We start from the raw sequence: 22497 nt of genomic DNA on the forward strand, positions 1-22497 counted from the left end.
AACAGTCCCTTGCTTCTTTTGTTTAGATTCATTTGTAAAACGACTTTATCTTAATTCATCACTCAAAGGTACAATCACTTCATCCAGCGTAAGTCTCCACTGACGCTTCATCTCCGGTCCATATTTTAATGGCTTTGCATCCGGATGTACCGCTTTATACTTATCAAATTGCTTGCTGTTAATGATCCCTCCAATATTCGGAATAGGCTCTGAGCCTATCTCATATTGAACAGCAGAGGAGTGCAGCTCATTTTCTTCCACACACCAAGTGCTCGCGAAATCTTCAATTGCTTTATGATAGGATTTGGTGAAGAAGCGCCTTTTCACTGCAAAGATATCTTCTTTTATATCAATCTCTTCGGTATCAATGCCATTTAAAATGGTATGGTACACGTCTTTCACAATATCTGATTTATTCAGCTTTTGAAGGGCTTTTTCAATTTCGTCACGGATTCCCTGATTATTGGCTGAATACGTTTCTAATAGACGGTCAATATAGGTAGAGTCTATATCATAGATCTTAATCGCATTTTCCCCATAAAACTCAATGCCCGAGAAATCAGGGTTCGCGCCATCGCCACCTTCTTCCACTAACGATCCTTTCACCGTGTTGTACACCCCAATATATTCTTCCAGGGTCTTCACCTGTTCTTGAAGGGCCTTTGATTTCTCCATCTCATCGTTGTAATCATCATAGGTCACTAACGCTTCGAACGCATTATTCAGCTCTTGAAAGGCTTTTACAAATTCAATTCGTTTTTCAAGGGATGAATGCTCATCAATATCTGTAGGGTTTGGCACTAACTTTTGTAATGATTTGTGTGCCTTTTTAAAGCGTTTTTTGGATTCGTCATACGTCGGATACACTAGCTTCGATTCATCGTTTTCATTCGAGTATAACTTCGTCGCATCTTGGACGTTTCGTTCCATGGTCGAAGGTTTTCGGAATGTGACAATTAATCCCTTTGATTTACCAGGATAGGTTCGATTCGTACGAGAGAACGCTTGAATTAAATTGGCATAACTTAAGTTCCGATCGACAAATAACGTTTGGATGGTCGGGGCATCAAACCCCGTCAATAAGCGATCCACCACGATCACGAGGTCGATATGCTTCCCAAACTCTTTGAACTCTGCTTTTTTACGGGCTAGGCGATTATTAATATCTCCATTGTATCGGTCGATATCTTCAATCGACCAGGCTGTATCATAGTAGCCATTGTACTCTTTGATGATTTGTTTCATTTCATCTTGCGACTCTTTTGACGTTTCTTCATTTTCCTGTAACGAATAGGTGATCGCAATTCGAGGGAAGTCAGGGTCTTCAATCGTGCGACCTTTTCGAATGGGATGACCCGCAAATTTATTTTCTATCCAATCAGGATCCTTTGTCATTTCTTTAATCGCATGATAGTATCGCTTAGCCATATCGATGGAACTTGTGGTTAAAATGGCGGACTTTTGTGGACGACCATTTTCAAAATCAAATTTCGTGTAGGCGTTATCCGGCCGAAAGATTTTATCAATCACTTTTTTTATGTGGTCATCATCTTCGAACGAAGAGTTTGGAATATACGTTTCCTTCTCTACCCCATCCATTTTATCGATCATTTCGTTAAGCTCATCATCCGTGCTCTCTGCGTATTTTTCATTTAGACGCAGTTGCTCCAAGATATGATTGTATAAGGAGATGGATTCAATCGTATCTTCGTGTTCGACTTGGAATCCTAAAACCGAACCATCCTCTAAAGCGTTTTTAATGGTATACGTATGAAGGATTTCTCCATACTGATCACGAGTGGTTCGAGCCAATTGACCCTTCGCCTGTTTTTTATTCTCATTGAAGATCGGCGTCCCTGTGAATCCAAACCATGTCGAGTTCGGAAAGAATCCTTTGATGGCTTCCATTCCTTCTGCACTCAACGCCCGATGACATTCATCCACCACGAATACAATATGCTGCCCAATCAATTTCTTGAAGCGTTGAGATCCGTTCTTTTCTTCCTGTTTTTGAGCAAAGCGCAAAGCAGCCTCCAGCTTTTGGCGCGTCGTGATAATGACGGTATTGGAATTGCTGTCGGATAGGAGGGTCTCACTTAACTTCTTTGAACTCTCCGTTCCCACAATTAAGCTGTTGGACTTCGCCGTACCGGAGGAAATACCCGTATTGAACTCGGAGGCGAATTTGGTGAACTCGGTTGTCGTCTGGTTGTCCAAATCTTTCCGGTCAATGATCATAATGGTGCGATCGACACCGGGTTTCCGAGCTAATAGTTTTGTCGAAACAAAGCTTGTGAGCGTTTTCCCTGAACCCGTCGCATGCCATACGAATCCAGACTCGTGTTTCATCGCTGAAGTGAATAACGCTTCAATGGCGTGAATTTGATACGGATGCAATACCATTAACGCTTTATTGTCCTGATCTTCACTAACGATTGTATAATTGGCAATTAATCGGTGCGCATCCGGAATATTTAAGACTTGCTTGACGAATTCATAAAGATTTTCTACTTTGCGATTATCCGTCGTGCGCCAGCTAAAGACGAATTTCTTATGCATGTCTTTTGGCATCGCATTGGCAAAATAACGCGTCGTCTGTTCATTCGAGATCACAAAGAGCTGCAGCGTCGAAAAGATGTTATTTCGAAACATCCCTTCCTCCGCGTATTTCTTGATTTGATTGTAGGCTTGGAATACGCCGTCTTTCGCGCTGACCTGTTTCAACTCAATCTGAACAATGGGTAATCCATTGATTAAGAGTGTCACATCAAATCTGCGATCACGGCCATCCTCGTTTGCTTTTTGTTTCGCAATTTGATGAACAATTTCGTATGTAGAGATGCCGCCACCAATGTCCTGATTTGAATACAGCACCAATGACATGGATCCCAAAGAAACATCATCTCGTTCAATCGAGATGCGGGCAATTCCGTTCTCCCCCTTCAGCCATCTGGCAGCGTCAAAAGGGGTCTGTGTTTTCGATAGCAATTCGGTTTTAATCGCATCAAATTCTTTATCCGAAATGGGATGCTCCCCAATTTCGGATAAGTTATTTCGGGTAATGATTTTCCGTAAATTCTTCCAAAGGTCTTCTTCCGACTTTAAGTCCGGACGGTAATTCCACTGATTGTGTCCTTCCCCGAGCACTTCAATCAATCGACGTTCTACTGCCAGTTCATCATTATGAGCGATCTTGGTCACGTTTCTCCCTCTTTTCTATCCAATTACACAAACATCTTTTGCAGAAAAGCTTTTTTCGTTTCTTTTAATATGTCTAATTCACGTTGATGAAGAGCGATAGTGTCATCTAATTGTTTGAGGAAATCCCCAATTTTTTGCTGTTCTTCGAGTGAAGTGATATAAATCAGGAATACATCTGTAAAGTCTTTAACTACATGAGGAATATTAGGTGTTCTATAATGCTTATATATTTTTTCTTGATTATGAACTAATTGCTGATAAATAAAATCAGAATTATTTTTTTCATTAATTGAATAAGCCTTTAATGTTGATCCTAATACTCCACAAAAACCTTTGTATACAGTGCCCGCTTTAGAACCATCCCATAGTATTATGATATTATCTGCAGAAACATCTTGAATTCCATTTGAATAAAAGGGGGCACCACCATTTAACCTATTAGCATCTAGATACTCTACTTCACCATCTGAAAATTTACCTAATTGTGCTTTGCCTTTAATTTGCTTTTGAATTACTTTGTCTAATGTTACTCTACTCCATTCCCCACTAAAACCATCGAATCGAACCTCTGGAAAGGACTCCCCTTCTTTCGGGAACATTTTTTGTAGGAATCCTTGTTTGGTTTGTTTGAGGGTGTTTAGTTCTTGCTGATGAAGATAGATAATGTTATCCACCATTTTCAAGAATGAACCTATTTTGATCTGTTCCTTAAGTTCAGGTATGAAAAATTCGAAATTCTCCACATTAGGTTTGGAGATATTTTGAACCTTTGTCCCAGCTCCTCTTGAACTAAAATATTTACCGTTTCTATTAATAGCTTTAGTTAAAAAATTGCTATCCGATTCTTCTTTTGGGGTTAAAGATGCAACCCTTTGATTTAAAACATAATAGTTATTGAAGGGAATTACAGAAGTTTTTCCAAGTAATCCTGGAGCTTGTTCACTCAAAATCATGACTAAAGTATCTTTTGCCAAAGTGCTCACTTCTGAATCAATAAACTTTTTGGAAGGAACTAGATTCCCATTAATATCTACTGATTTTAAAGTTATTAATTCGTACTTTCCTTTATTAACTACTTCATTTTCAAAGCTTCCACCATTCCTATAATGAGCTACTTCTGCTAACCTACGCTTTTTCCAATCTCCAGAAAACCCAGGAAATCGAATTTCTGGTATATTACTCTTCACGATTAAACACCTCTAATGCACCCTTGATCCATTCTGCATTTTCTTCATCATATTGTAATGATGAAATCATGTCATATAGACTAGTTTCCAGTTCGGCTTTTTCTTTTCGAATATCTTTAATACTTGCCCCAATCGCAGCCATATCCACTTTTTCTTCTTCTTCAAACGTATCGACGTATCGAGGGATATTTAAATTGAATTCATTCCCTTTGATTTCCTCAAAGCTCGCAACATGGGCATATTTCTCCACACACTCTCTTCTTCGATACGTTTCCACAATCTTATCCAGATTTTCTTTCGAAAGTTTGTTTTGATTTTTCCCTTTGATAAAATCTTTACTTGCATCGATAAAGAGGACATCGCGCGTTTCACGATTTTTCTTCAGGATAATAACCGTTGTCGGAATAGATGTCCCAAAGAATAAGTTCCCCGGCATTCCAATAACCGCATCAATACTTCCATCTTCCAACAGCTTCTTCCGGATGACCCCTTCTGCAGCTCCCCGGAACAGGACCCCGTGTGGCAAGACAATGGCCATCGTTCCGGAATCCTTCAAGTGATAGAATCCGTGTAACAGGAAGGCAAAGTCTGCTTTGGATTTCGGTGCTAACTTTCCGTACCGGTTGAAACGGGAATCATCTAAAAACGTGTCATCTGCCGACCATTTGGCTGAATACGGAGGATTCATCAAAACCGAATCAAACGTATACGGTTCATCTGTCGGCCAGTCCTTGTTCAGTGTATCCCCATTGCGTACACGCATATCTTCTTTATTCACACCATGCAATATCAAGTTCATCTTTGCCAGATTGAAGGTGGTGGTATTCAATTCCTGACCATGATACTTCACGCTGTCTGGGTAGTTTATATAATTTCGAATATTTAACATCAACGAACCTGATCCCATAGTTGGGTCAAAAACGCTGAACAACTTTTTGTCTTCTTGTCCCATCGCCGCAATACGTGCCATCATATCCGATACTTCATGAGGCGTGTAGAATTCTCCTGCTTTCTTGCCAGCTTCTGATGCAAATTGACCGATTAAGAATTCATACGCATCCCCAATGACATCACCGCCATGCCCCATTAAGTCAATATGGTTTAGCTTTTTCAGAACTTCTGTAATGGTAATGTTTCGTTGCTGATCATCTGAACCTAATTTTTTTGATTTCAGATCTACGTCATCAAACAACCCATTAAATTGATCATACTTGGTTGCTAGATCCATAAATGCTTTATTTAAGTCATTTAATTGAAACGTGTTTTGTTTCGCTTGATCGGTTAATACATTGAATAAGTGGGCTGGAGCAATATCATAGCCCAGTGTATCTACTAATGTTTCGATCAAATCATCTTTGATCTCTTCGTCTGCAAACAAGTCCCTATACAATTGAGTTTGTTTCTCTTGGGTATTGTATTCTTCAAGTGATTCATCGGCTATGACAACCACTTTTTCTAGTAACTTATCCGATAAATACTTGTAAAAAATTAATCCTAATAAATAGTTTTTGTATTCAGATGCATCCATTTTGCTTCGCAAGTTGTCTGCGGCACTAAATAATTTTTGGTTTAACCCTGCCATGTAATGTTCCCCACTTCTTTTCTTAGTTTAATGATCTAGTTTTCTCAACATTTCTAAATAAAGCTGTTCTTCAAGTTTTGCTTGTTGCTTAGCCAACGCTTGCTTCTTTCTCAAGAAGAAATACGCTTTTCCAATGGTTCGTTGTTTCTCAAGCGTTGGTAACTTGATTTCCAACGCTTTTAATATCGCCGGTGTTAATTTTGGTAAAGTGCTTCCTTGCATCGAAATGGCCATTTGCTTTTTCATTGAATACGATTCATTCAACACATAACATAAATAGCTGCTATCCAAACCATCATGTTCGATAATGAGCTTCGCAAAGTTTTGGTTGATTATCTTCCCCTGGTTTACGTCACTCACTATCCCGGCTTTAGAACTTACAAAGCTGAAAACAACTTCTCCAGGAATGCTCAAATAGCAGTTTTTATGTTTTGAATTCACAATACAATACCTAGCTTTTGCATCTAGAAATGTGCCATCTAAATCATTTATTAAATCTTCGTATGAATAAGCCACTAAAGTTAGATCATTTTTCTCGTTTCCTCTAGAAAGGTTTCTTCCTATCTTAACTGTTAGAATATCTTCAAGTTTCATAACCCGCCCTCTTAAGAGAAGTATTTTTTAGAAATCACTTCATTTCATCAGCTACTAAATCTTATCACTCGGGAAGAACTCGATCAATATTTATATGTATTTTCACCGAATTACACCCCGCCATTCCATGAGAAAAACACAGTTGACCTGTTTCATTCCTAGAGAGTGGGTCTTAGGACCACATCACAAAACAAAAGAAGCACTTGGACGATTCTGATGCTTTTTCTTAATGCAAAAGTAACACGAGAACCACCCGCTATTTTCCTCTTTCCTATATAATAGGTAAGTTGAAACTTCCAATGAATCAATCCTTTACCTCAATCAAAAACACCTTCTCATGAAATCCCCCACGCTTCACAGCCTTATCTTTCCTCACTGATTCTAACTCTTCAAACGTAGATCCATGCTGCTTAGCCAGAGCCCTAACAACCTCTAACAGATCAACAAGCTCTTCGACCGCTTCTCCATCCGTTTCAGCCGCACAGTATTCATCAAGTTCCTCATATGCTTTTTCTTTCAAATACTTTATGTAGTCTTCATCGTTAAGGACCTTTGTTGAGTACTCCTTACCTTTACTTTCAATGATTTGTGGGATTTTATCCCGGACTAACTTGTTGTAGGTCGGCATGTTGTGACCTCCTATGGATTGTATTATCTATATTTTAACATTTTATTAGGTAGTCCATAGAGCAAAGATCGTAGCTCCAGTCCATTTATTATTTTTTTCATTCCCTTTTAGTCATCTTCATAAGTGATTCATTATGAAAATGAACTGCGGAAAAAATAAATCTTTAGTTTTATACATATTTTTCAATAATCCAACCACCTGTTCGTGGTGTGTGATTACTCCCGATTTGATAATGGGTTTAAAAAGGGGAGAATTCTTTGGTTAAAAAAGAAAATAAGCCTTTTGCGAAAACACTTGGAGAACTATTGAAACGGGGAAGATATGAACGTGGAATGACACAGGCGGAGTTTGCCTGGATCATTCACATGTCAGAGGAAGGCTACGGGATGATTGAGCGCGGAAAAAGAATACCAAGTGCACTTACACTGAGTAGCATACATAATAAAACAGGAATTAGTATTGACCGAATTTTTCAGGAAATTGATAACATAGAAAAAGAGAAGAAACTCAAAGAGGATTGACTTGGTCGTTTAAATGGGGGGATTACCATCAAAAAACAAGAATGGATCCTATTAAAAGGTAAGCAGACATACAGTTTTACAATTGTCGGATTTACCCGTGAACATGATTATGGGGAGATATATTTTACAGAAGATAATAGAAGGACTTCTATATATAGGGGTTCGGATGTGAAGGATGTTATAAGGGTGGCAAAAAGAGAAAGCCGCAGTTTACGACAGGAGTAAGCTACAGCTTTCTTATTCTTTTTATAGTCATACTTTCATTTTAAGACGATCTTTCAATTCCTCTACCATTAAATACACTCCATTCTCTTTCCTGTGAAGCATCGCATGACAATTCGGACACACAGGAATAAGATCTTCTATCGGATCCACCTGATAACCCTTTTGAATTTCATGTAGGGGTGTAATATGGTGGACGTGAATGAACTCTCTTCCCACTTCCCCATATGTATCTTGAAAGTTTATTTTACATACTTGGCACTCGGCACCATAATGATCCATACACTGCTTGCGGGCAAGAGGATTACGTTCATATGAATTAACAGTAATCGTTTTACGTTCTCCTTCCCACATTTCCAACACTTCGTCAGGATAAACCCCAGCTGACAAATCCTTATGAAAGAACGACATGATATAGTCACGGAGCTCACCGGTAAGTTTCATGGAACCCTGAATATTCCCTTTCAATCCATGCTCCCTTAATTGATAAAGAGATAAATCATCCGTATCAACCACATCCACCAAGCGGACACGTGTCTTATCCCCACCAATGGATTGATCATACTTCTCTTGATCTACCCAAAACGACTGATCATAGATAGTATCATCCGTTTGAACCAATCCCTCTATTACTTCGACCTTATACCTGACCTTTCTAACACTTCCTGAAACATACAAAAATAAGATATCACCATTTTCATAGTTGAAGGAACGTTTCCAGTCCAGTGCCTCATAATGGGTGAAGGCTCTCTCTAAGTCATATTCATTTGGATTCGCTGGCACCAGCCAGATACGACGTGCATTCTTATGGTCTCTGTCTTCTAGTTCCTGGCGACGATTAGCGGCAATCCTTGATGGCGCTATAAAACGATACTCGTCCTCTTCGAAATGGTAGGGAATATTGTACACATACCCCCTTTCGATGGGATCATAGCATTTTGACTTCTTTAGATTGAGATGATTAGCGAGGTATTCAGCAGCTTCTTGAATATTAGTAGCTTCATATAATAGTTGATTATTTTTATTGATGGTGATGGGAGTGGGCATTAGATACCTCCTTGTTTATTTATTCTGAATTCAAATAGTGGTTAAAACTTCCACCTTTAAGTACGATACTAAGTATATCAAACCACCAAGGAGAAACTCATGCTATTATTCCTAAACTTTTTAAAGAAGAAAAAAAGTGAATCCAAATCAAATCCAATTAGTACCGCAGCACCAAAACCTAAAAGAACCAATGAACAGCTAGCTTCAAGAAAAGGAGAACTAGGAGAATACAAAATTGACATCCAACTTGATCAGCTGCCAAAGACTTACCGCCATCTAAGCGACCTTCTAATCCCAAATCCGAAAGCAAAGTCTGGATATTCACAAATTGATCATGTGGTGATCACTCCATACGCAATCTTTGTCATTGAGACAAAAAACTATCAGGGTACCATCTATGGCGGGAAGGACCGAAACACCTGGCTGGTCAACGGGAAGTTCAAAATGATGAACCCTTTTGTACAAAACTACGGGCATATTAAAGCACTCTCTTCATTGATAGATGAGAAGTATCAAGATTTATTTGTTTCCATGGTTTCTTTTACAAAACGCTCTACATTTAAAGTAGACCCGGATTACCGTAAAATCGCCTCTAACGAACTGATTGTGTATGACATAGAGTTGTCGGAATTTATTCATCGGAAAGAATCGGTGTTGAAGATCCAGCATAAAGAACCTCTTTTAAATGAGAGTGATATCCTGGCCATTTATCAAGCCATCGTAAATGCCAATATCCCTGACCTGAGCGTTAGAGAAGAGCATAAACGAGCATTGAATAAATCTGTAAAAAAGACCAGTTCCTCCTCTACATGTGAGGTTTGCGATAAATCTGTTTCTGATAAGGTTAGGACTTATTGTTTGGCGAATCAGGCCTTTAAAGGGAAGGTTTATTGTTATGAGCATCAGAAGAATGTTGAAAAATAGAAATGCCTTTATGTAATCTAGCAAGAAAGGGTTCATATGTACCATAGAGACAAAACCAAGGGTCATACCCTCCTCTCTAAATAAGCCTTAAGACCTACATGAAAGTCCACCTCAGGCTCATTATCAGCAATGGCTTTACTCTATAAACTTAGTACATACGGTATATATGAATGAGGAGAGTGGCGAAAGTGACGAAGAATGTTTATTTGATTCATGGTGTAATGGGAACGGGAGAAATGCATTTCAAGGAGCAATTAGGTGCTTTACGTGAGAAATTCACTGTTATTCCAATTGATTTGCCGGGACACGGTCAGAATAGCCGTGATGCTGATGACCCCTTTTTCGAGCATACACTTGAATGGCTTATAAATGAACTCAGGAAAAGAGAGCCTGGTATCTTAATTGGACTTTCAATGGGAGCAAGTTTTGCCCTGCATGCAGCAATCAGATATCCTGAATTGACAAAAGGCATTGTCCTGACAGGCTATGCTCCAAGAATCCCCGAAGAAATGAACGCAATCATGGAAAGGCAATATCATTTTTTACATAACATCAAAGCAGAAGCGCCTGAAGTAGCGAAAGACTATCTTCTTCACCATGGCCCACGTTGGGAAACCACGTTACACAGGGTGGTGAAGTGTTTCACTTATCATTATCCGGAAGTATCTGATGACCAAATAAAGAAGTTAACCATCCCTACACTACTCATAAATGGCGGAAACGAAAAACATGAAGTGGATGCGGTCCACCATCTATCATCCATGAACAACCTCATCACACCAGGGATCATTCCAAATTGCGGACACTTAGCAAACATGGAAAACCCTTCAATGTTTAATCGAGTGACCTTAGACTTTATCGACAGTATTTCCGATAGCATTGCCTAGTCTCAAAAGATCGAAAGGAAACTGAGCCAGAGGGACAGGTACCTTGGCCGTCAGTTCAAAAGATCCACGTGAACTGTACATGAAAGGAGAATTTTCATGGAAGTGAAAAGTATCGGTATTTTAATATCCAGTCTCTCCGTTCTAACCTATTGCATTGTAAAGGCAATGGAAGAAGCATCCAGATACATCTCCAATGGAACATTTGATTCCATGGGGTGGTACATCTATGGATTGATTGTCATCGTTTTCTTGACTGGAGTATTTTTATTAATCAAAAGGGATGAAAGTAAATCCTAGATTTCCTTATTTCGAAAAGGATATGGGTACGTATGCTTCAACTTATGAAGTTTCAGGTACGTACCGCGCTTTTCCCTTTCACACTCTCAGTTAACTGAAGAAGCCGCTGCCTCATCAGCCTTCACACAATCAATCGCAATAACAAGAGCAATCATCATCGTCTCCATCTCTTCATTCATTACTTTCACCCTGTAGCTGTCGCCCCAAGTGAACCACTCCTTGCCCACTTCGCCGACAACTTTGCCATGCTTCAACACCTGAAAATCCATATCCCACCAATTCCCTTGCACTTCAATGCCTGCCGCATCAATCGTATAGCGTGCTTTTAAAAAGGAGAATTCCTTCTTGATCGTCAGTACTTCTTGACCATTCACCTCAACAAAAAACGTCGGCAAAAAGCTGAAAGTCTTCTTCGTAATAAGAGCCACTTCATCCCTGCTTGTATTCATAATGGAGAAAGTCTTCGGAACCTTCATAAAGCTGCCCTCCACATAATATTGATCCTTCTCCTCTTGATCCTTTACCGTGAATTTCCCGCTAAGACTGAATACTTTTTGCTTTATATAAAGCTGCCTCATGATTTTGCCTCCCACTCTTGAGTCTTTATTTTATTTACGTTTCAGATCGGCATTGGTTCCAAGATTTCGCACTCGCATCATCACTCAGCTATCGGCACCGCTTCCCCTGTCTTAATCTTACAAAGCTGAAACATCTGGAAAACATCGGGACATCTTTGAAGCTGCCTCATAAAAAAATAGAAGCGCGAGGTTGTCCATATTTATCTCTACTTAATTAATAAAATGACATTCTATCAAACCAGACTAAGAAGCAAGAGAAACAACATCTTCATTTTTTTCATAATAATAACCAAAGTTTGTCCAAACCAATGTTTACCTTGACCATAACATAATAATAAGAGTGAACTTTACTATCTTTCAGAAAAAATCTATGAACGGATGGTAATCACAGCTTACTATTACGTTTCTCATTACTCCATTCTGCCTGTGAATAGTACTCCCAGAATATTTACTAGCTAGATCGTGATAAGTAACTTCTTACATCATCTACTACAATGATCTTTTTTCATTAGATTTGTTTTGTTTTGAATGATAGACCTCTTAACGAGTTTTCAATTAATTTTATAAAAGGAGAGGAATAAACATGTCCAATGGATGTAATCAAAATCCTATAGGAACTTGTTCGGAAGCAGAAGGAATTGGCACAGTCGCCAATGGGTCAGCCTCACATGCAGAAGGAATCAATACAAGAGCTGGGGGAAACGCTTCCCATACAGAAGGTTATATTACCGAAACGACAGCTGATTTAGCACACGCCGAAGGTGCCTCTACCACAGCCAATGGAGTGGCTTCCCATGCTGAAGGATTCGCCACGACGGCCGGTGGAGCACATTCTCACGCTGAGGGAAACCAAACAATCGCTAGTGCTCAGGACTCTCACAGTGAGGGGCGGTTCACATCAGCTATCAATTTAGCTGCCCATGCTGAAGGAAACTTGACTATAGCCTCGGGCATTGCGTCTCATGCCGAGGGAGAAAATACGGTTGCTAGCGGGCTCGTTTCTCATGCAGAAGGACAAGGTACGATGGCTCAAGGAGAATCTTCCCATGCAGAAGGCGACCAGACGGAAGCAAACGGAAGAGCTTCTCACGCTGAAGGGAACTTGACAGTGGCTAGCGGCATTTTTGCCCATGCGGAGGGGCAGCGCACAGTCGCTTCAGGCGATCTTTCCCATGCTGAAGGAAATCAGACACAGGCAATCGGCCAAAACTCTCATGCAGAAGGCGCTCTTACCATTGCGAGCGGTTTCACTTCGCACGCGGAGGGAGTGAACACAATTGCCTCCGGATTATTCTCCCATACGGAGGGGCAATCGACGGATGCGAATTTATTGGAGGGCGTTCATATCATGGGACAATTCGGCGCGGCAAACGAGCTTCCTTATTCGTGGTACTTGGCTAATGGTACGGATGCTTCGAATCCAGGTTTGGCGGCTAAAATATTAAGCGACGGTAACGTCAAAATTGATGGCGCCGTCACCACCCCGGCAGCAGACTATGCGGAAATGTTTGAAACGATGGATGGAAATCCGATTGATTTCGGCTACTTCGTTACATTGGAAGAGGATAAAGTGCGTATAGCGAATGGGCAAGATGACTATATGCTGGGAATTACAAGCGCAAAGCCGGCTTTCTTGGCCAATAGCGGAGAGCTGCGATGGAAGCATAAGTATGTGACTACTGAATGGGGTGAAATTTTGTACGAAGATGTCTCACTTCCAGCAGTATTTGACTCTGGCGGTAATGTCATCTTGCCGCAACGGAGAGAACGCAGACCGAAATTGAACCCTAATTGGGACTCAACTAAGGAATATATTCCACGCTCCCAAAGACCGGAATGGGTGGCGGTTGGTCTAATGGGGCAACTTCTAGTTCGGGATGATGGCACATGCAAACCGAATAGTTATTGCAAACCAAACAATGAAGGGATTGCAACAGCCTCAGACCAAGGTTATAGAGTCACGAAACGTATAGGTCAAAATCAAGTCTTGATAGTTGTTCCTCAGCATTATAGAAATCCTAATAAACAGACTGTTGATCAACTAGTAAAACTAGCAAATTTAAAAGAACAGGGCTACCTTACTGAAAAGGAATTTCAGATTGAAAAGAACAAGCTATTAAACTCTTAATAATTTTATTTCTTCGTACAAGTATAACGATCTAAAATGGTAGAAACATGTATGAATTCTAACTCATTCTGGACAGATTTCATCATGAATGAGTTTGACCCCTTTTCATGATTGTGGAACTCAAAGGTACCCCTATCCGATTAGTATTTTCTTTGTTTGGTGATGTAAATTTTTTCACCATAACCAATTATTTTGTCCAATCCATTTTAATCTTCTTAACAAAGAAGGGATTAAAGTTAATCTACATGACGTTAAAAGATCTTATGATTTAATCGTTAGTTTAGGTAGTTCCTGTAGTTCATAAAATTGAGACGTGCATACAAAAAATAACCAAATTGCCCTTTTTAAATAGCCTACTTTTTCTCTGCCTCGGACGGTTCTTATGCTTCCTTTTAATGCAAAAAAAAGCACGAGAACTGTCCCCGCGCTTCCTTTAAACCGAAGCTCCAGATGAAGCGGCTGCTTGATCAGCCTTCACACAATCAATGGCAATAACAAGTGCAATCATCATCGTTTCCATCTCTTCATTCATTACTTTCACCCTGTAACTGTCGCCCCAAGTGAACCACTCCTTGCCCACTTCGCCTACAACTTCGCCATGCTGCAATACCTGAAAATCCATATCCCACCAATTCCCCTGCACTTCAATGCCTGCCGCATCAATCGTATAGCGTGCTTTCAGAATGGAGAACTCCTTCTTGATCGTCAATACCTCTTGCCCATTCACCTCAACAAAAAACTTCGGTAAAAAGCTGAACGTCTTCTTCGTAATCAGCGCTACTTCATCCCTGCTTGTATTCATTATGGAGAAAGTCTTCGGAACCTTCATAAAGCTTCCCTCCACATAATATCTGTCCTTCTCCTCTTGATCCTTTACCGTGAACTTCCCGCTAAGACTGAATACCTTTTGCTTGATATAAAGCTGCTTCATGATTTTGCCTCCCACTCTTAAGTCTTTATTTTATTTACGTTTGAGATGGGATTTGGTTCCATAATGATGCATTCGTTTTTATCATTCTGCAACCGGCGTTGGTTCTTAGTTATGAAGCTCCCTTGCCAATACCTATCATTCTGAAATACTATCTACTTATAGAGAAGAAAGTAATCGAAAGATAAGTGAGTTACGGCCTCTTATGATTGAAGGACTGCAGAAAACAGATCTGCGTTATCGTATCGAGCATACCTGCTTTTGCTACCGGATAAATAATTCAGGATAAAGGACGGATCGAATGGATTTCTTACTTTGGATTACTGTTGGTTTCTTTCTAATCGGATTTACGTACTGGTTTTTATTAATAGAAAGATAGAAAATACGAAAAATCGGAGTATCGAATCAATCATTTGGTTGATCGTGGGAACCACGGTATGGGGTTCAGCGAGCATCTTTCTTTTTGTTTGGTGGTTTAATACGATTTAGTAAGGTGGGAATACAGTGAAATATATAATCAACATGCATGCCGTGATGGCAAGGAGGAATCCGCTTTGCTTCTATTGAGTCGGAACCGTCACCAGTTAACCCAAATGAATGCTCATAAAATAGACGGTGCATGCCGGTTTTTTTTCATCAAGAATAGGTAAGCAAGGGAGCACTCCCTCGCTTACCTGTCCAATTAAGTAATCCATCTAATGAACCAAGGGACCCGTCCCCTCGGCATCTTTACCTCAAACTCTCCGAAAGCTCCGTAAATATAACCCCCAGCGCATATGCACCGGCATCCGGATGACCGAGGCTTCTTTCCCCTACGGTACCGGCACGCCCCATCCGGGCAACGATTTCCTTGGTTTTCTCGGCTCCTTCTACAGCGGCCGCTGCTCCTTTTTCAAAGGCTGTCTTGAAGTCATCACCGTTTGCGGCACTTTCTGACCAGGAGTCTGCACAAGGGACGAGTGCATCCACGAGGGTTTTGTCGCCGACCTCTGCTCCTCTGCCGAAGGATCTCTCGCCTGTATCCTGGATTCCCTTCACGGCCGCCTGCAGCATATCAGCGAATTCTTCCACGGTCAGTTCCATTCGATCTTGAGCCGCTTTTCCTGCAGCCCGGAATGCAGAACCCCATATCGGACCGGAAGCACCACCGCAATATTCCATGATGACCATGGAACTTGCATCTAAAAAGCTGCCGATTGTGAGATTATCCTGACTCAGGATATCTTTCCATTCCCGTTTCAATTGCTTGAAGCCTTTGGAAACGCTCATTCCGAAATCTCCGTCCCCGGCATGTGAATCCAATTCACAGAAAGGTACTTCATTCTTAATGATGATGTCGCTCATTTTATCCACGAGGTATATGATGTTCTCAAGTGTTGCCCTATCATTCTTGATCACAGCGTTCTCTTCCTGTGTTTCCACCTCAAATGATACCGGTTTCGTTTCCTCATCCTCCTCGAGGTCGATGTATTCAACACCCGGCACTGGTCCGTCCACTCTGAACGCAGGCGCAAGACTCTCGCTTGACAGCAATGTTTTTAACTCTTCGTCCAGCTTCATCACGGTCAGGGAAACGCCTGCCATATCGATGCTTGTCATGTAATTGCCGACAAACGCACGGTTAATCGCGAGCTTTTTACCCGATAAGATTCTGGTAACGGCATTGTTGAAAAGGTAGAGTTCTTGCAACGGCGTGCCTCCAAAGCCGTTTACTAGGATCGCGATTTCGGAAGAATCCCCCTCTTCCATTTTCAGATCCTTCAGAAGGTCGTTCACCATACGCTGTGCCAATTCATCAGCGGACGCGATTTTTTCCCGTCTTGTCCCTGGCTCACCGTGAATCCCGACGCCATATTCGATTTCATCATCATCCAATTTGAACGTTGGAGATCCGCTGGCTGGGACGGTACAGGATGTCAGTGCGAAGCCTATGCTGCGGACATTTTCAGCCGCCTTCTCCGCCACCGCTTTGACTTCCATCAAGTCCCTGCCCTCTTCAGCAGCCGCTCCGGCTATTTTATGTACCAACACAGTTCCCGCAACACCGCGGCGTCCCACTGTATAAAGGCTGTCTTCCACGGCAATATCATCATCGACTTTGACATATTCCACCGGGATGCCATCTTCTGAAGCCAAGTGAGCCGCATTTTTAAAATTCATGATATCCCCACTGTAATTCTTAATGACGAACAAGGCTCCCTTTTTACCGGCCGTCGCTTTAATCGCCTGATAGACCTGGATCTGCGAAGGCGACGCAAACACATCACCGCACACAGCAGCATCGAGCATCCCTTTCCCCACCAGCCCAGCATGTGCAGGCTCATGTCCGCTTCCCCCGCCGCTGATCAAGGTTACCTTATTTTCATTCAAATCCTTTTTCTTCATGACCTTATACTTTTTCATAAACTCGAGCTCCGGATGAGCCATTGCCATCCCATTGCACATTTCAACGACCAGATCTTCAGGTTTGTTCATGACTTTCTTCATTATTAACTCCTCCTCTAGCTTGTAGTTTCTCAAATTATCTCACTGCCCATATTAAAACGAAAGCATATCATCTTATAGGACGAAATCTGCTACGTTCAATAATTCTTTCTCTATTCTATAACCGTTTTTGGGGTGATTGAAAACCTGAACGTATGGAAAGGGATCATCTGCTGATTCCTCTTAATGTAAAAAAAAGCACTAGGTCCGTCCCTGCGCTTTCGTTAGTTTGTACATTATAATAGGAACACCAACAGAAGTAGAGTCGGAACCGTCCTCATTTAACCCCATTGGCTGGCTATAACTATGGATATAATCGATTCTTCAACCATGTTTCTCCCTCTAATTCATAACGCAGTCTAATATGTTTACGGTCTTCATCAGCTTGCCAAAATTCCACTGAATCTGCTTCCACTCGATAGAAAGTCCAAAACGGATCTACCAGATCTGGATTCAGTCGTATCCTTTGGGTTTGCTTGCTTAAAGCCTCCTCCAATTCAAGCTGATCTTTTAAAATTGTACTTTGTTTGCCCATGAGAGCAACTGCACGTGCCACTGTACCCCGCTTCAAAAAGTCTTTGGTGCTCTCGTCTTTTTCCATTTTCATTGCTTTTCCACGTATCCTGACTTGTCTTCCGATGAGTGACCAGTAAAAAGTTAACGCAACATGAGGATTAGCCTCGATCTGTTTCCCTTTTTTACTTTGTGAGCTCGATGCAAAACACCAGCCTTTTTCATCAACATCTTTCAAAATAAGTACACGTGCATCCGGGAAACCGCAGCTATCTATTGTAGAAAGAGTCATGGAGTGAGGTTCACGAATGCCTTTATCAACCGCTAATTGAAACCATTCTAAAAACAGTTCATGTGGGGATTGGGGTGCATCATTTACATTGAAATAAGGGAAAGGTCCCATAAGTGTCTTTAAATTTCTTATCCTATTCATAATGCTCCTCCAATTCTCTACTAATAGATTTAGTATAATCTAATTTGGTAATCTACAAGTATTTTTTTCACTTCAAATTAAGCACCCTCCTGTCTTTCCCCCTCTTCAACCATTATCATAAAATTCATTTTAATATATAGTTTTCTTTTCACCAATATTAAGAAAACCGAGACTTCCCGCCTACTTAATACTGATGAAATCTGCTAACTATCTCCCGTTTAATGAAATATTCAAACAATAACCGATCTTTTTTCCCAGGAATGACTACCCTCCTGTTCTATCCTCTGTTTACATTCATTTACAGCAACTTAAAAATGGTCTCCTATACTATGAACTGTTCGATTCAATAGATTCATGAAGGGAGTCATCCGCATGACAAATGAGAGATCGATGGAAAATTGGATTCAAAAGCTGAATGAAGAGACCTTACATAAAGGGGTTGACCGCCGCAGCTTCCTTCAAGGGGCGGGGAAAGTCGCCGGCATTTCTTTAGGAATGGCGATTGCTCAATCGATGGGCGGTTTCTCTGTCTCTGCAGAAGAAGCCGGGTTAGAGGATTATCCGTTTTTACTTGGGGTAGCTTCTGGTGACCCGCTCCCGGACAGCGTCGTATTATGGACACGCTTAGCCATCGACCCCCTCAATGGCGGCGGCATGCCTGATCGTAAGATTCCAGTGAAGTGGGAAATCGCGAAAGATGAACATTTCCATCGTATTGTTCAGCGCGGTACGGAAGTGGCAAGTCCGGCTCTTGCACACTCCGTTCATGCAGAAGTTGGGAACCTGGAAGCAGGTACGGTGTACTATTACCGGTTCAAAGTCGGGAAGGATGTCAGCCCGATCGGGAAAACGAAAACCCTTCCTGCCCTGAATGCAGACATCGCAAGCCTGACTTTTGCCTTTGCTTCCTGCCAGCAATATGAGCATGGCTATTATACTGCCTATAAGCACATGGCCAAAGAAGACCTTGATCTCGTTTTCCATCTTGGAGACTACATTTATGAATACGGTCCTGATGAGTATGTAGCAAGTACAGGAAATGTTCGACACCATAAAGGTCCTGAAATCCGTTCTTTGGAGGACTACCGGAACCGTCATGCTCAATATCGTTCAGACAGGGATTTACAGGCTGCTCATGCGGCTTTCCCCTGGGTTGTCACATGGGATGACCATGAAGTGGAAAACAACTATGCCGACATGATTCCTGAAAAAGGCCAGTCTGTGGAAGAGTTCGTGCAACGGCGTGTGGCTGCCTACCAAGCCTACTATGAACATATGCCATTAAGAAGATCTTCGATGCCTCATGGGGCGGACATGCAGCTCTACCGTCAGTTCTCATACGGGAACTTAGCTAATTTCATGGTTCTCGATTCCCGTCAGTATCGTTCTGATCAGGCGAATGGAGATAAAAGTTCTCCGCAGACGGAAGAATCCCTGGATCCTTCACGCACATTGTTAGGCGGCGAACAGGAACAATGGGTTCTTGATCATCTTGGCAAATCGGCTGCCTCCTGGAATGTACTTGCCCAGCAAATCTTTTTTGCCAAACGAAATTATGGTCCAAGCCCTGATCAACCTCGTTACAGTATGGATGGCTGGGATGGCTACACACCTGCAAGGGAGCGCATCACGGAATTTGCCCGTAAAGAAAACATGGATAACTTGATTGTCCTGACAGGTGATGTACACGCGAACTGGGCTTCCAATATCCTTGCAGACTTTGATGATCCGTCTTCCAACATGCTTGGAGCTGAGTTTGTCGGCACGTCGATCACATCAGGAGGAAACGGGGCAGACAAGCGCGCTGACACGGACCGTATTCTTGCGCAGAATGAACATATTAAATTTTTCAACGACTATCGCGGGTATGTCCGCTGTCATGTCACGCCGACCCAGTGGAGAGCAGATTATCGTGTGGTTCCATTCGTCTCGAGTCCCGGGGCAGATATTTCTACCAGAGCTTCATTTGTATACGCAAAAGATTCAGAAGGACTGAAGGAAATATCAACGTCAACCGTTCCCCAAGGGAAACAGACGTCTTCTGAGGTGGAAGATGATCGTCATAAAGCGCACAACCGGGCACATAAAAAACAAGCCCAAAAAGGTAAACACATGCAAATGAACTAGCACCAAGGAGGCTGAGGCCATGAAAGATCGCAACCAGCAGCTGATCGGACACTTGGAAGAACTCAGGAGCCGAGCCATTAAAACCGTACTCGCTTTCATTGGATTTCTTATAGTGGGGCTCGCTTTTATGAAACCGATCTACGGGTGGCTGATCAGAGATTTAGACATGAAGCTTGCGATTCTCGGACCGAGTGACATTTTATGGGTGTACTTGATGATAGCCGCGGTCTTCTCACTGGCTGCAACCATTCCTGTCGCTGCCTATCAAATTTGGCGGTTTGTCGCTCCAGGTCTGAGTCCAACAGAAAGAAAAGTCACCTTACGCTTCATACCAGCCTTGTTCTTTTTGTTCATATTCGGCATTGGGTTCGGTTACTTTTTACTTTTTCCGATCGTCCTGAATTTTTTAACCACCCTGTCAGCCGGCCAATTTGAAACGATGTTCACGGTGGAAAAGTACTTTCGATTTATGCTGCACCTTACACTACCTTTTGGCTTGTTATTTGAAATGCCTTTAGTGATCGTCTTTCTGACGGTACTTGGCATTTTGGACCCGGCCAAATTGAAGAAATCAAGAAGGATCGCCTATTTTTTGCTGATTGTCATTTCCGTGTTGATTACGCCGCCGGATTTCCTTTCAGATGTACTCGTCATCCTGCCGCTTCTCCTTTTATATGAAATCAGCATTACATGTTCAACGATCGCTTATAAGAAACGCGCTTCTCAATCAGCAGATTCCAATGCAGTTCAAGAAAATTTAGTTCTAAGGAGTGAAAAGACGTGAATAAACACGATATGAACAGAAGAGACTTTCTGAAAGCAAGCGGGATCAGTACAGCTGCCCTTGCCCTTGGTAGCACTGGATTGATGTCTTTCGGTGGAAATAAAGCATTTGCCGGCACATCCCAAAACAGGAAAGCGACTGGAGGCTATGGTCCCCTTGTCAAGGACCCTGGCGGCGTGATGGACCTTCCCCGCGGTTTCCAATACCGGATTATTTCAGAGGAAGGCAAAGCACTATCGGATGGCAGACCCGTCCCTGCCAAGTTCGATGGGATGGCCGCCTATAGTGGCCCCCATAACTCCACCATTCTCGTGAGAAATCATGAATTGAGCGGAAATAGTCAATACCCCGTGATTGGGAAAAATCCTTACCGTCGCGAAGAATCGGGTGGGACCACCTCCTTAGTCGTCGGCCCTAACCGCCAAGTCATGAAGGAATATGTCTCTTCTTCCGGTACTATCCGTAACTGCGCAGGCGGAGCGACTCCGTGGGGCACATGGCTCACGTGTGAAGAAACGCTGGAAGAAGGTCATGGCTATGTGTTTGAAGTAGATCCAAACAATCCTGAAGACAACATCTCGAAAACCCCGATCCGCGACATGGGTGCCTTTTCCCATGAAGCTACGGCCATTGACCCGGCAACAGGGATTGTCTATTTAACCGAAGACGCCGGTCCTAGTTATTTGTATCGCTACCTTCCTAACGACCGCAGTCAAAAGGTCGGTGCCCTGCAAAAAGGCGGAAAGCTTCAAGCGGCAGCATTCGAAGAGATGAGCAGAGACGAAACAAGCCATTTCCATACAGGTCAGAAATTCGGGATTGTATGGAAAGATGTAGATCCAGAAAAACCGACCCTTGATGCAGGCAGACATGGATGCATTGCCTTCAGCCGTCTGGAGGGAGCTTATTTTGAAGGCGGCGTGTTCTGGTTTGATGATACATCCGCCGGAGATAAAGATTTGGGCCGTGTGTACCGCTATATTCCGGCCACCAACACACTGGAGCTATTCTATGAATCTACAGCGCAAAATGATTTAGAAATGCCTGATAATATTTGCATCACTCCCTGGGGAGACCTATGGATTGCTGAAGACGGCGGCGGAGTCGATCGTGTCATCGGGATGACACCAGAAGGCGAAACGTATGTGTTCGCAGAAAATAAAGTGAACAGTTCCGAGCTTGCAGGGCCAACGTTCTCTACAGACGGCCGAACATTCTTCATCAATATTCAATCACCCGGGATGACCTTTGCGATCTGGGGACCATTCGCCAGAAAAAATGCATCCCGCAGAAGGCTGATGGGCCATGCTGCACCGCCCTCTGCCTACGCACCGAGAATTTCAGACAAACTATCGGCGTTTGCGGAAGTTCAGGGAATGTCAGACTTAGAAGCAGCTGCGTTCGCACGCCATGGCATGCCCATTCTATAAAC

Annotated in this window: 18 protein-coding genes; 8 read left to right on the forward strand and 10 right to left on the reverse strand. The window is 42.2% G+C overall.

The window, feature by feature from the left end:
- Positions 1 to 45: 45 nt before the first annotated feature.
- From F0342_RS00760 to F0342_RS00780, 5 genes are all read right to left on the reverse strand, one after another.
- Positions 46 to 3201 (reverse strand): type I restriction endonuclease subunit R, encoded by a 3156-nt coding sequence (locus F0342_RS00760; RefSeq protein WP_149154157.1) that lies wholly within the window; start codon positions 3199 to 3201, stop codon positions 46 to 48.
- Between the two features lie 23 nt (positions 3202 to 3224).
- Positions 3225 to 4388, reverse strand: a complete 1164-nt coding sequence (locus tag F0342_RS00765; RefSeq protein WP_223145689.1) for a restriction endonuclease subunit S — start codon at positions 4386 to 4388, stop codon at positions 3225 to 3227.
- Positions 4378 to 5970: a type I restriction-modification system subunit M gene (locus tag F0342_RS00770; RefSeq protein WP_149154159.1), complete on the reverse strand. Its 1593-nt coding sequence runs from the start codon at positions 5968 to 5970 to the stop codon at positions 4378 to 4380. Before F0342_RS00770 ends, F0342_RS00765 begins: the two co-directional genes overlap by 11 nt.
- A gap of 27 nt (positions 5971 to 5997) precedes the next feature.
- Positions 5998 to 6564: a restriction endonuclease subunit S gene (locus F0342_RS00775; protein ID WP_149154160.1), complete on the reverse strand. Its 567-nt coding sequence runs from the start codon at positions 6562 to 6564 to the stop codon at positions 5998 to 6000.
- A 304-nt stretch (positions 6565 to 6868) separates the two neighbouring features.
- Complete coding sequence (locus F0342_RS00780) at positions 6869 to 7192, reverse strand: nucleoside triphosphate pyrophosphohydrolase (protein ID WP_149154161.1); 324 nt, start codon at positions 7190 to 7192, stop codon at positions 6869 to 6871.
- 257 nt (positions 7193 to 7449) lie between these two features.
- On the opposite strand from F0342_RS00780, the gene F0342_RS00785 reads away from it, so the two are divergent.
- A complete protein-coding gene (locus tag F0342_RS00785) occupies positions 7450 to 7713 on the forward strand; it encodes a helix-turn-helix transcriptional regulator (protein WP_149154162.1) in 264 nt (87 codons plus the stop codon).
- 252 nt (positions 7714 to 7965) lie between these two features.
- On the opposite strand, the gene F0342_RS00790 is transcribed toward F0342_RS00785, so the two are convergent.
- A complete protein-coding gene (locus F0342_RS00790) occupies positions 7966 to 8982 on the reverse strand; it encodes an HNH endonuclease (protein WP_149154163.1) in 1017 nt (338 codons plus the stop codon).
- Positions 8983 to 9081: 99 nt separating this feature from the next.
- Between F0342_RS00790 and F0342_RS00795 the strand changes: the two genes are divergently transcribed.
- From F0342_RS00795 to F0342_RS00805, 3 genes are all read left to right on the forward strand, one after another.
- Positions 9082 to 9906, forward strand: a complete 825-nt coding sequence (locus tag F0342_RS00795) for a nuclease-related domain-containing protein (RefSeq protein ID WP_149154164.1) — start codon at positions 9082 to 9084, stop codon at positions 9904 to 9906.
- A 188-nt stretch (positions 9907 to 10094) separates the two neighbouring features.
- Positions 10095 to 10793 (forward strand): alpha/beta fold hydrolase, encoded by a 699-nt coding sequence (locus tag F0342_RS00800; RefSeq protein ID WP_188048347.1) that lies wholly within the window; start codon positions 10095 to 10097, stop codon positions 10791 to 10793.
- A gap of 96 nt (positions 10794 to 10889) precedes the next feature.
- Positions 10890 to 11090, forward strand: a complete 201-nt coding sequence (locus F0342_RS00805) for a hypothetical protein (RefSeq protein WP_149154166.1) — start codon at positions 10890 to 10892, stop codon at positions 11088 to 11090.
- 86 nt (positions 11091 to 11176) lie between these two features.
- On the opposite strand, the gene F0342_RS00810 is transcribed toward F0342_RS00805, so the two are convergent.
- On the reverse strand, positions 11177 to 11668 hold the full coding sequence (locus F0342_RS00810; protein ID WP_149154167.1) for an LURP-one-related/scramblase family protein: 492 nt from the start codon (positions 11666 to 11668) through the stop codon (positions 11177 to 11179).
- Positions 11669 to 12251: 583 nt separating this feature from the next.
- Between F0342_RS00810 and F0342_RS00815 the strand changes: the two genes are divergently transcribed.
- On the forward strand, positions 12252 to 13796 hold the full coding sequence (locus F0342_RS00815; protein WP_149154168.1) for a peptidase G2 autoproteolytic cleavage domain-containing protein: 1545 nt from the start codon (positions 12252 to 12254) through the stop codon (positions 13794 to 13796).
- Positions 13797 to 14229: 433 nt separating this feature from the next.
- Here the strand turns inward: F0342_RS00815 and F0342_RS00820 are convergent, their stop codons facing one another.
- The 3 genes from F0342_RS00820 to F0342_RS00835 all read right to left on the reverse strand — a co-directional run bounded on the left by F0342_RS00820 (position 14230) and on the right by F0342_RS00835 (position 18154).
- Positions 14230 to 14727, reverse strand: coding sequence for an LURP-one-related/scramblase family protein (locus tag F0342_RS00820; RefSeq protein WP_149154169.1), 498 nt, complete (start codon positions 14725 to 14727; stop codon positions 14230 to 14232).
- Positions 14728 to 15453: 726 nt separating this feature from the next.
- Positions 15454 to 17211 carry a dihydroxyacetone kinase subunit DhaK gene (dhaK, locus tag F0342_RS00830; RefSeq protein WP_149154170.1) on the reverse strand — a complete coding sequence of 586 codons (1758 nt, stop codon included), beginning with the start codon at positions 17209 to 17211 and terminating at the stop codon, positions 15454 to 15456.
- Positions 17212 to 17512: 301 nt separating this feature from the next.
- Entirely contained in the window at positions 17513 to 18154 is a 642-nt protein-coding gene (locus F0342_RS00835; protein ID WP_149154171.1) for a pyridoxine/pyridoxamine 5'-phosphate oxidase, read from the reverse strand.
- Between the two features lie 372 nt (positions 18155 to 18526).
- Between F0342_RS00835 and F0342_RS00840 the strand changes: the two genes are divergently transcribed.
- Genes F0342_RS00840 through F0342_RS00850 form a run of 3 tightly spaced genes read left to right on the forward strand, consistent with a single transcriptional unit; the run spans position 18527 to position 22495 of the window.
- A complete protein-coding gene (locus tag F0342_RS00840; RefSeq protein WP_149154172.1) occupies positions 18527 to 20281 on the forward strand; it encodes an alkaline phosphatase D family protein in 1755 nt (584 codons plus the stop codon).
- 19 nt (positions 20282 to 20300) lie between these two features.
- Positions 20301 to 21065 (forward strand): twin-arginine translocase subunit TatC, encoded by a 765-nt coding sequence (tatC, locus tag F0342_RS00845; RefSeq protein WP_149154173.1) that lies wholly within the window; start codon positions 20301 to 20303, stop codon positions 21063 to 21065.
- The gene (locus F0342_RS00850; RefSeq protein WP_149154174.1) at positions 21062 to 22495 is read left to right on the forward strand and encodes an alkaline phosphatase PhoX; all 1434 of its coding nucleotides are present in this window, start codon (positions 21062 to 21064) and stop codon (positions 22493 to 22495) included. Before tatC ends, F0342_RS00850 begins: the two co-directional genes overlap by 4 nt.
- Positions 22496 to 22497 lie beyond the last annotated feature (2 nt).

The organism is Bacillus sp. CH30_1T (assembly GCF_008364765.1).
Taxonomy (GTDB): domain Bacteria; phylum Bacillota; class Bacilli; order Bacillales; family Bacillaceae_B; genus Rossellomorea.

What these genes read in the sequence shown, in the direction of transcription:
- F0342_RS00790 (WP_149154163.1), bottom strand. Translation starts at nt 8,982, where the DNA reads ATGCCCACTCCCATCACCATCAATAAAAATAATCAACTATTATATGAA.
- F0342_RS00820 (WP_149154169.1), bottom strand. Translation starts at nt 14,727, where the DNA reads ATGAAGCAGCTTTATATCAAGCAAAAGGTATTCAGTCTTAGCGGGAAG.
- F0342_RS00770 (WP_149154159.1), bottom strand. Translation starts at nt 5,970, where the DNA reads ATGGCAGGGTTAAACCAAAAATTATTTAGTGCCGCAGACAACTTGCGA.
- F0342_RS00840 (WP_149154172.1), top strand. Translation starts at nt 18,527, where the DNA reads ATGACAAATGAGAGATCGATGGAAAATTGGATTCAAAAGCTGAATGAA.
- F0342_RS00795 (WP_149154164.1), top strand. Translation starts at nt 9,082, where the DNA reads ATGCTATTATTCCTAAACTTTTTAAAGAAGAAAAAAAGTGAATCCAAA.
- F0342_RS00775 (WP_149154160.1), bottom strand. Translation starts at nt 6,564, where the DNA reads ATGAAACTTGAAGATATTCTAACAGTTAAGATAGGAAGAAACCTTTCT.
- F0342_RS00780 (WP_149154161.1), bottom strand. Translation starts at nt 7,192, where the DNA reads ATGCCGACCTACAACAAGTTAGTCCGGGATAAAATCCCACAAATCATT.
- dhaK (WP_149154170.1), bottom strand. Translation starts at nt 17,211, where the DNA reads ATGAAGAAAGTCATGAACAAACCTGAAGATCTGGTCGTTGAAATGTGC.
- F0342_RS00805 (WP_149154166.1), top strand. Translation starts at nt 10,890, where the DNA reads ATGGAAGTGAAAAGTATCGGTATTTTAATATCCAGTCTCTCCGTTCTA.
- F0342_RS00810 (WP_149154167.1), bottom strand. Translation starts at nt 11,668, where the DNA reads ATGAGGCAGCTTTATATAAAGCAAAAAGTATTCAGTCTTAGCGGGAAA.
- tatC (WP_149154173.1), top strand. Translation starts at nt 20,301, where the DNA reads ATGAAAGATCGCAACCAGCAGCTGATCGGACACTTGGAAGAACTCAGG.
- F0342_RS00835 (WP_149154171.1), bottom strand. Translation starts at nt 18,154, where the DNA reads ATGAATAGGATAAGAAATTTAAAGACACTTATGGGACCTTTCCCTTAT.
- F0342_RS00815 (WP_149154168.1), top strand. Translation starts at nt 12,252, where the DNA reads ATGTCCAATGGATGTAATCAAAATCCTATAGGAACTTGTTCGGAAGCA.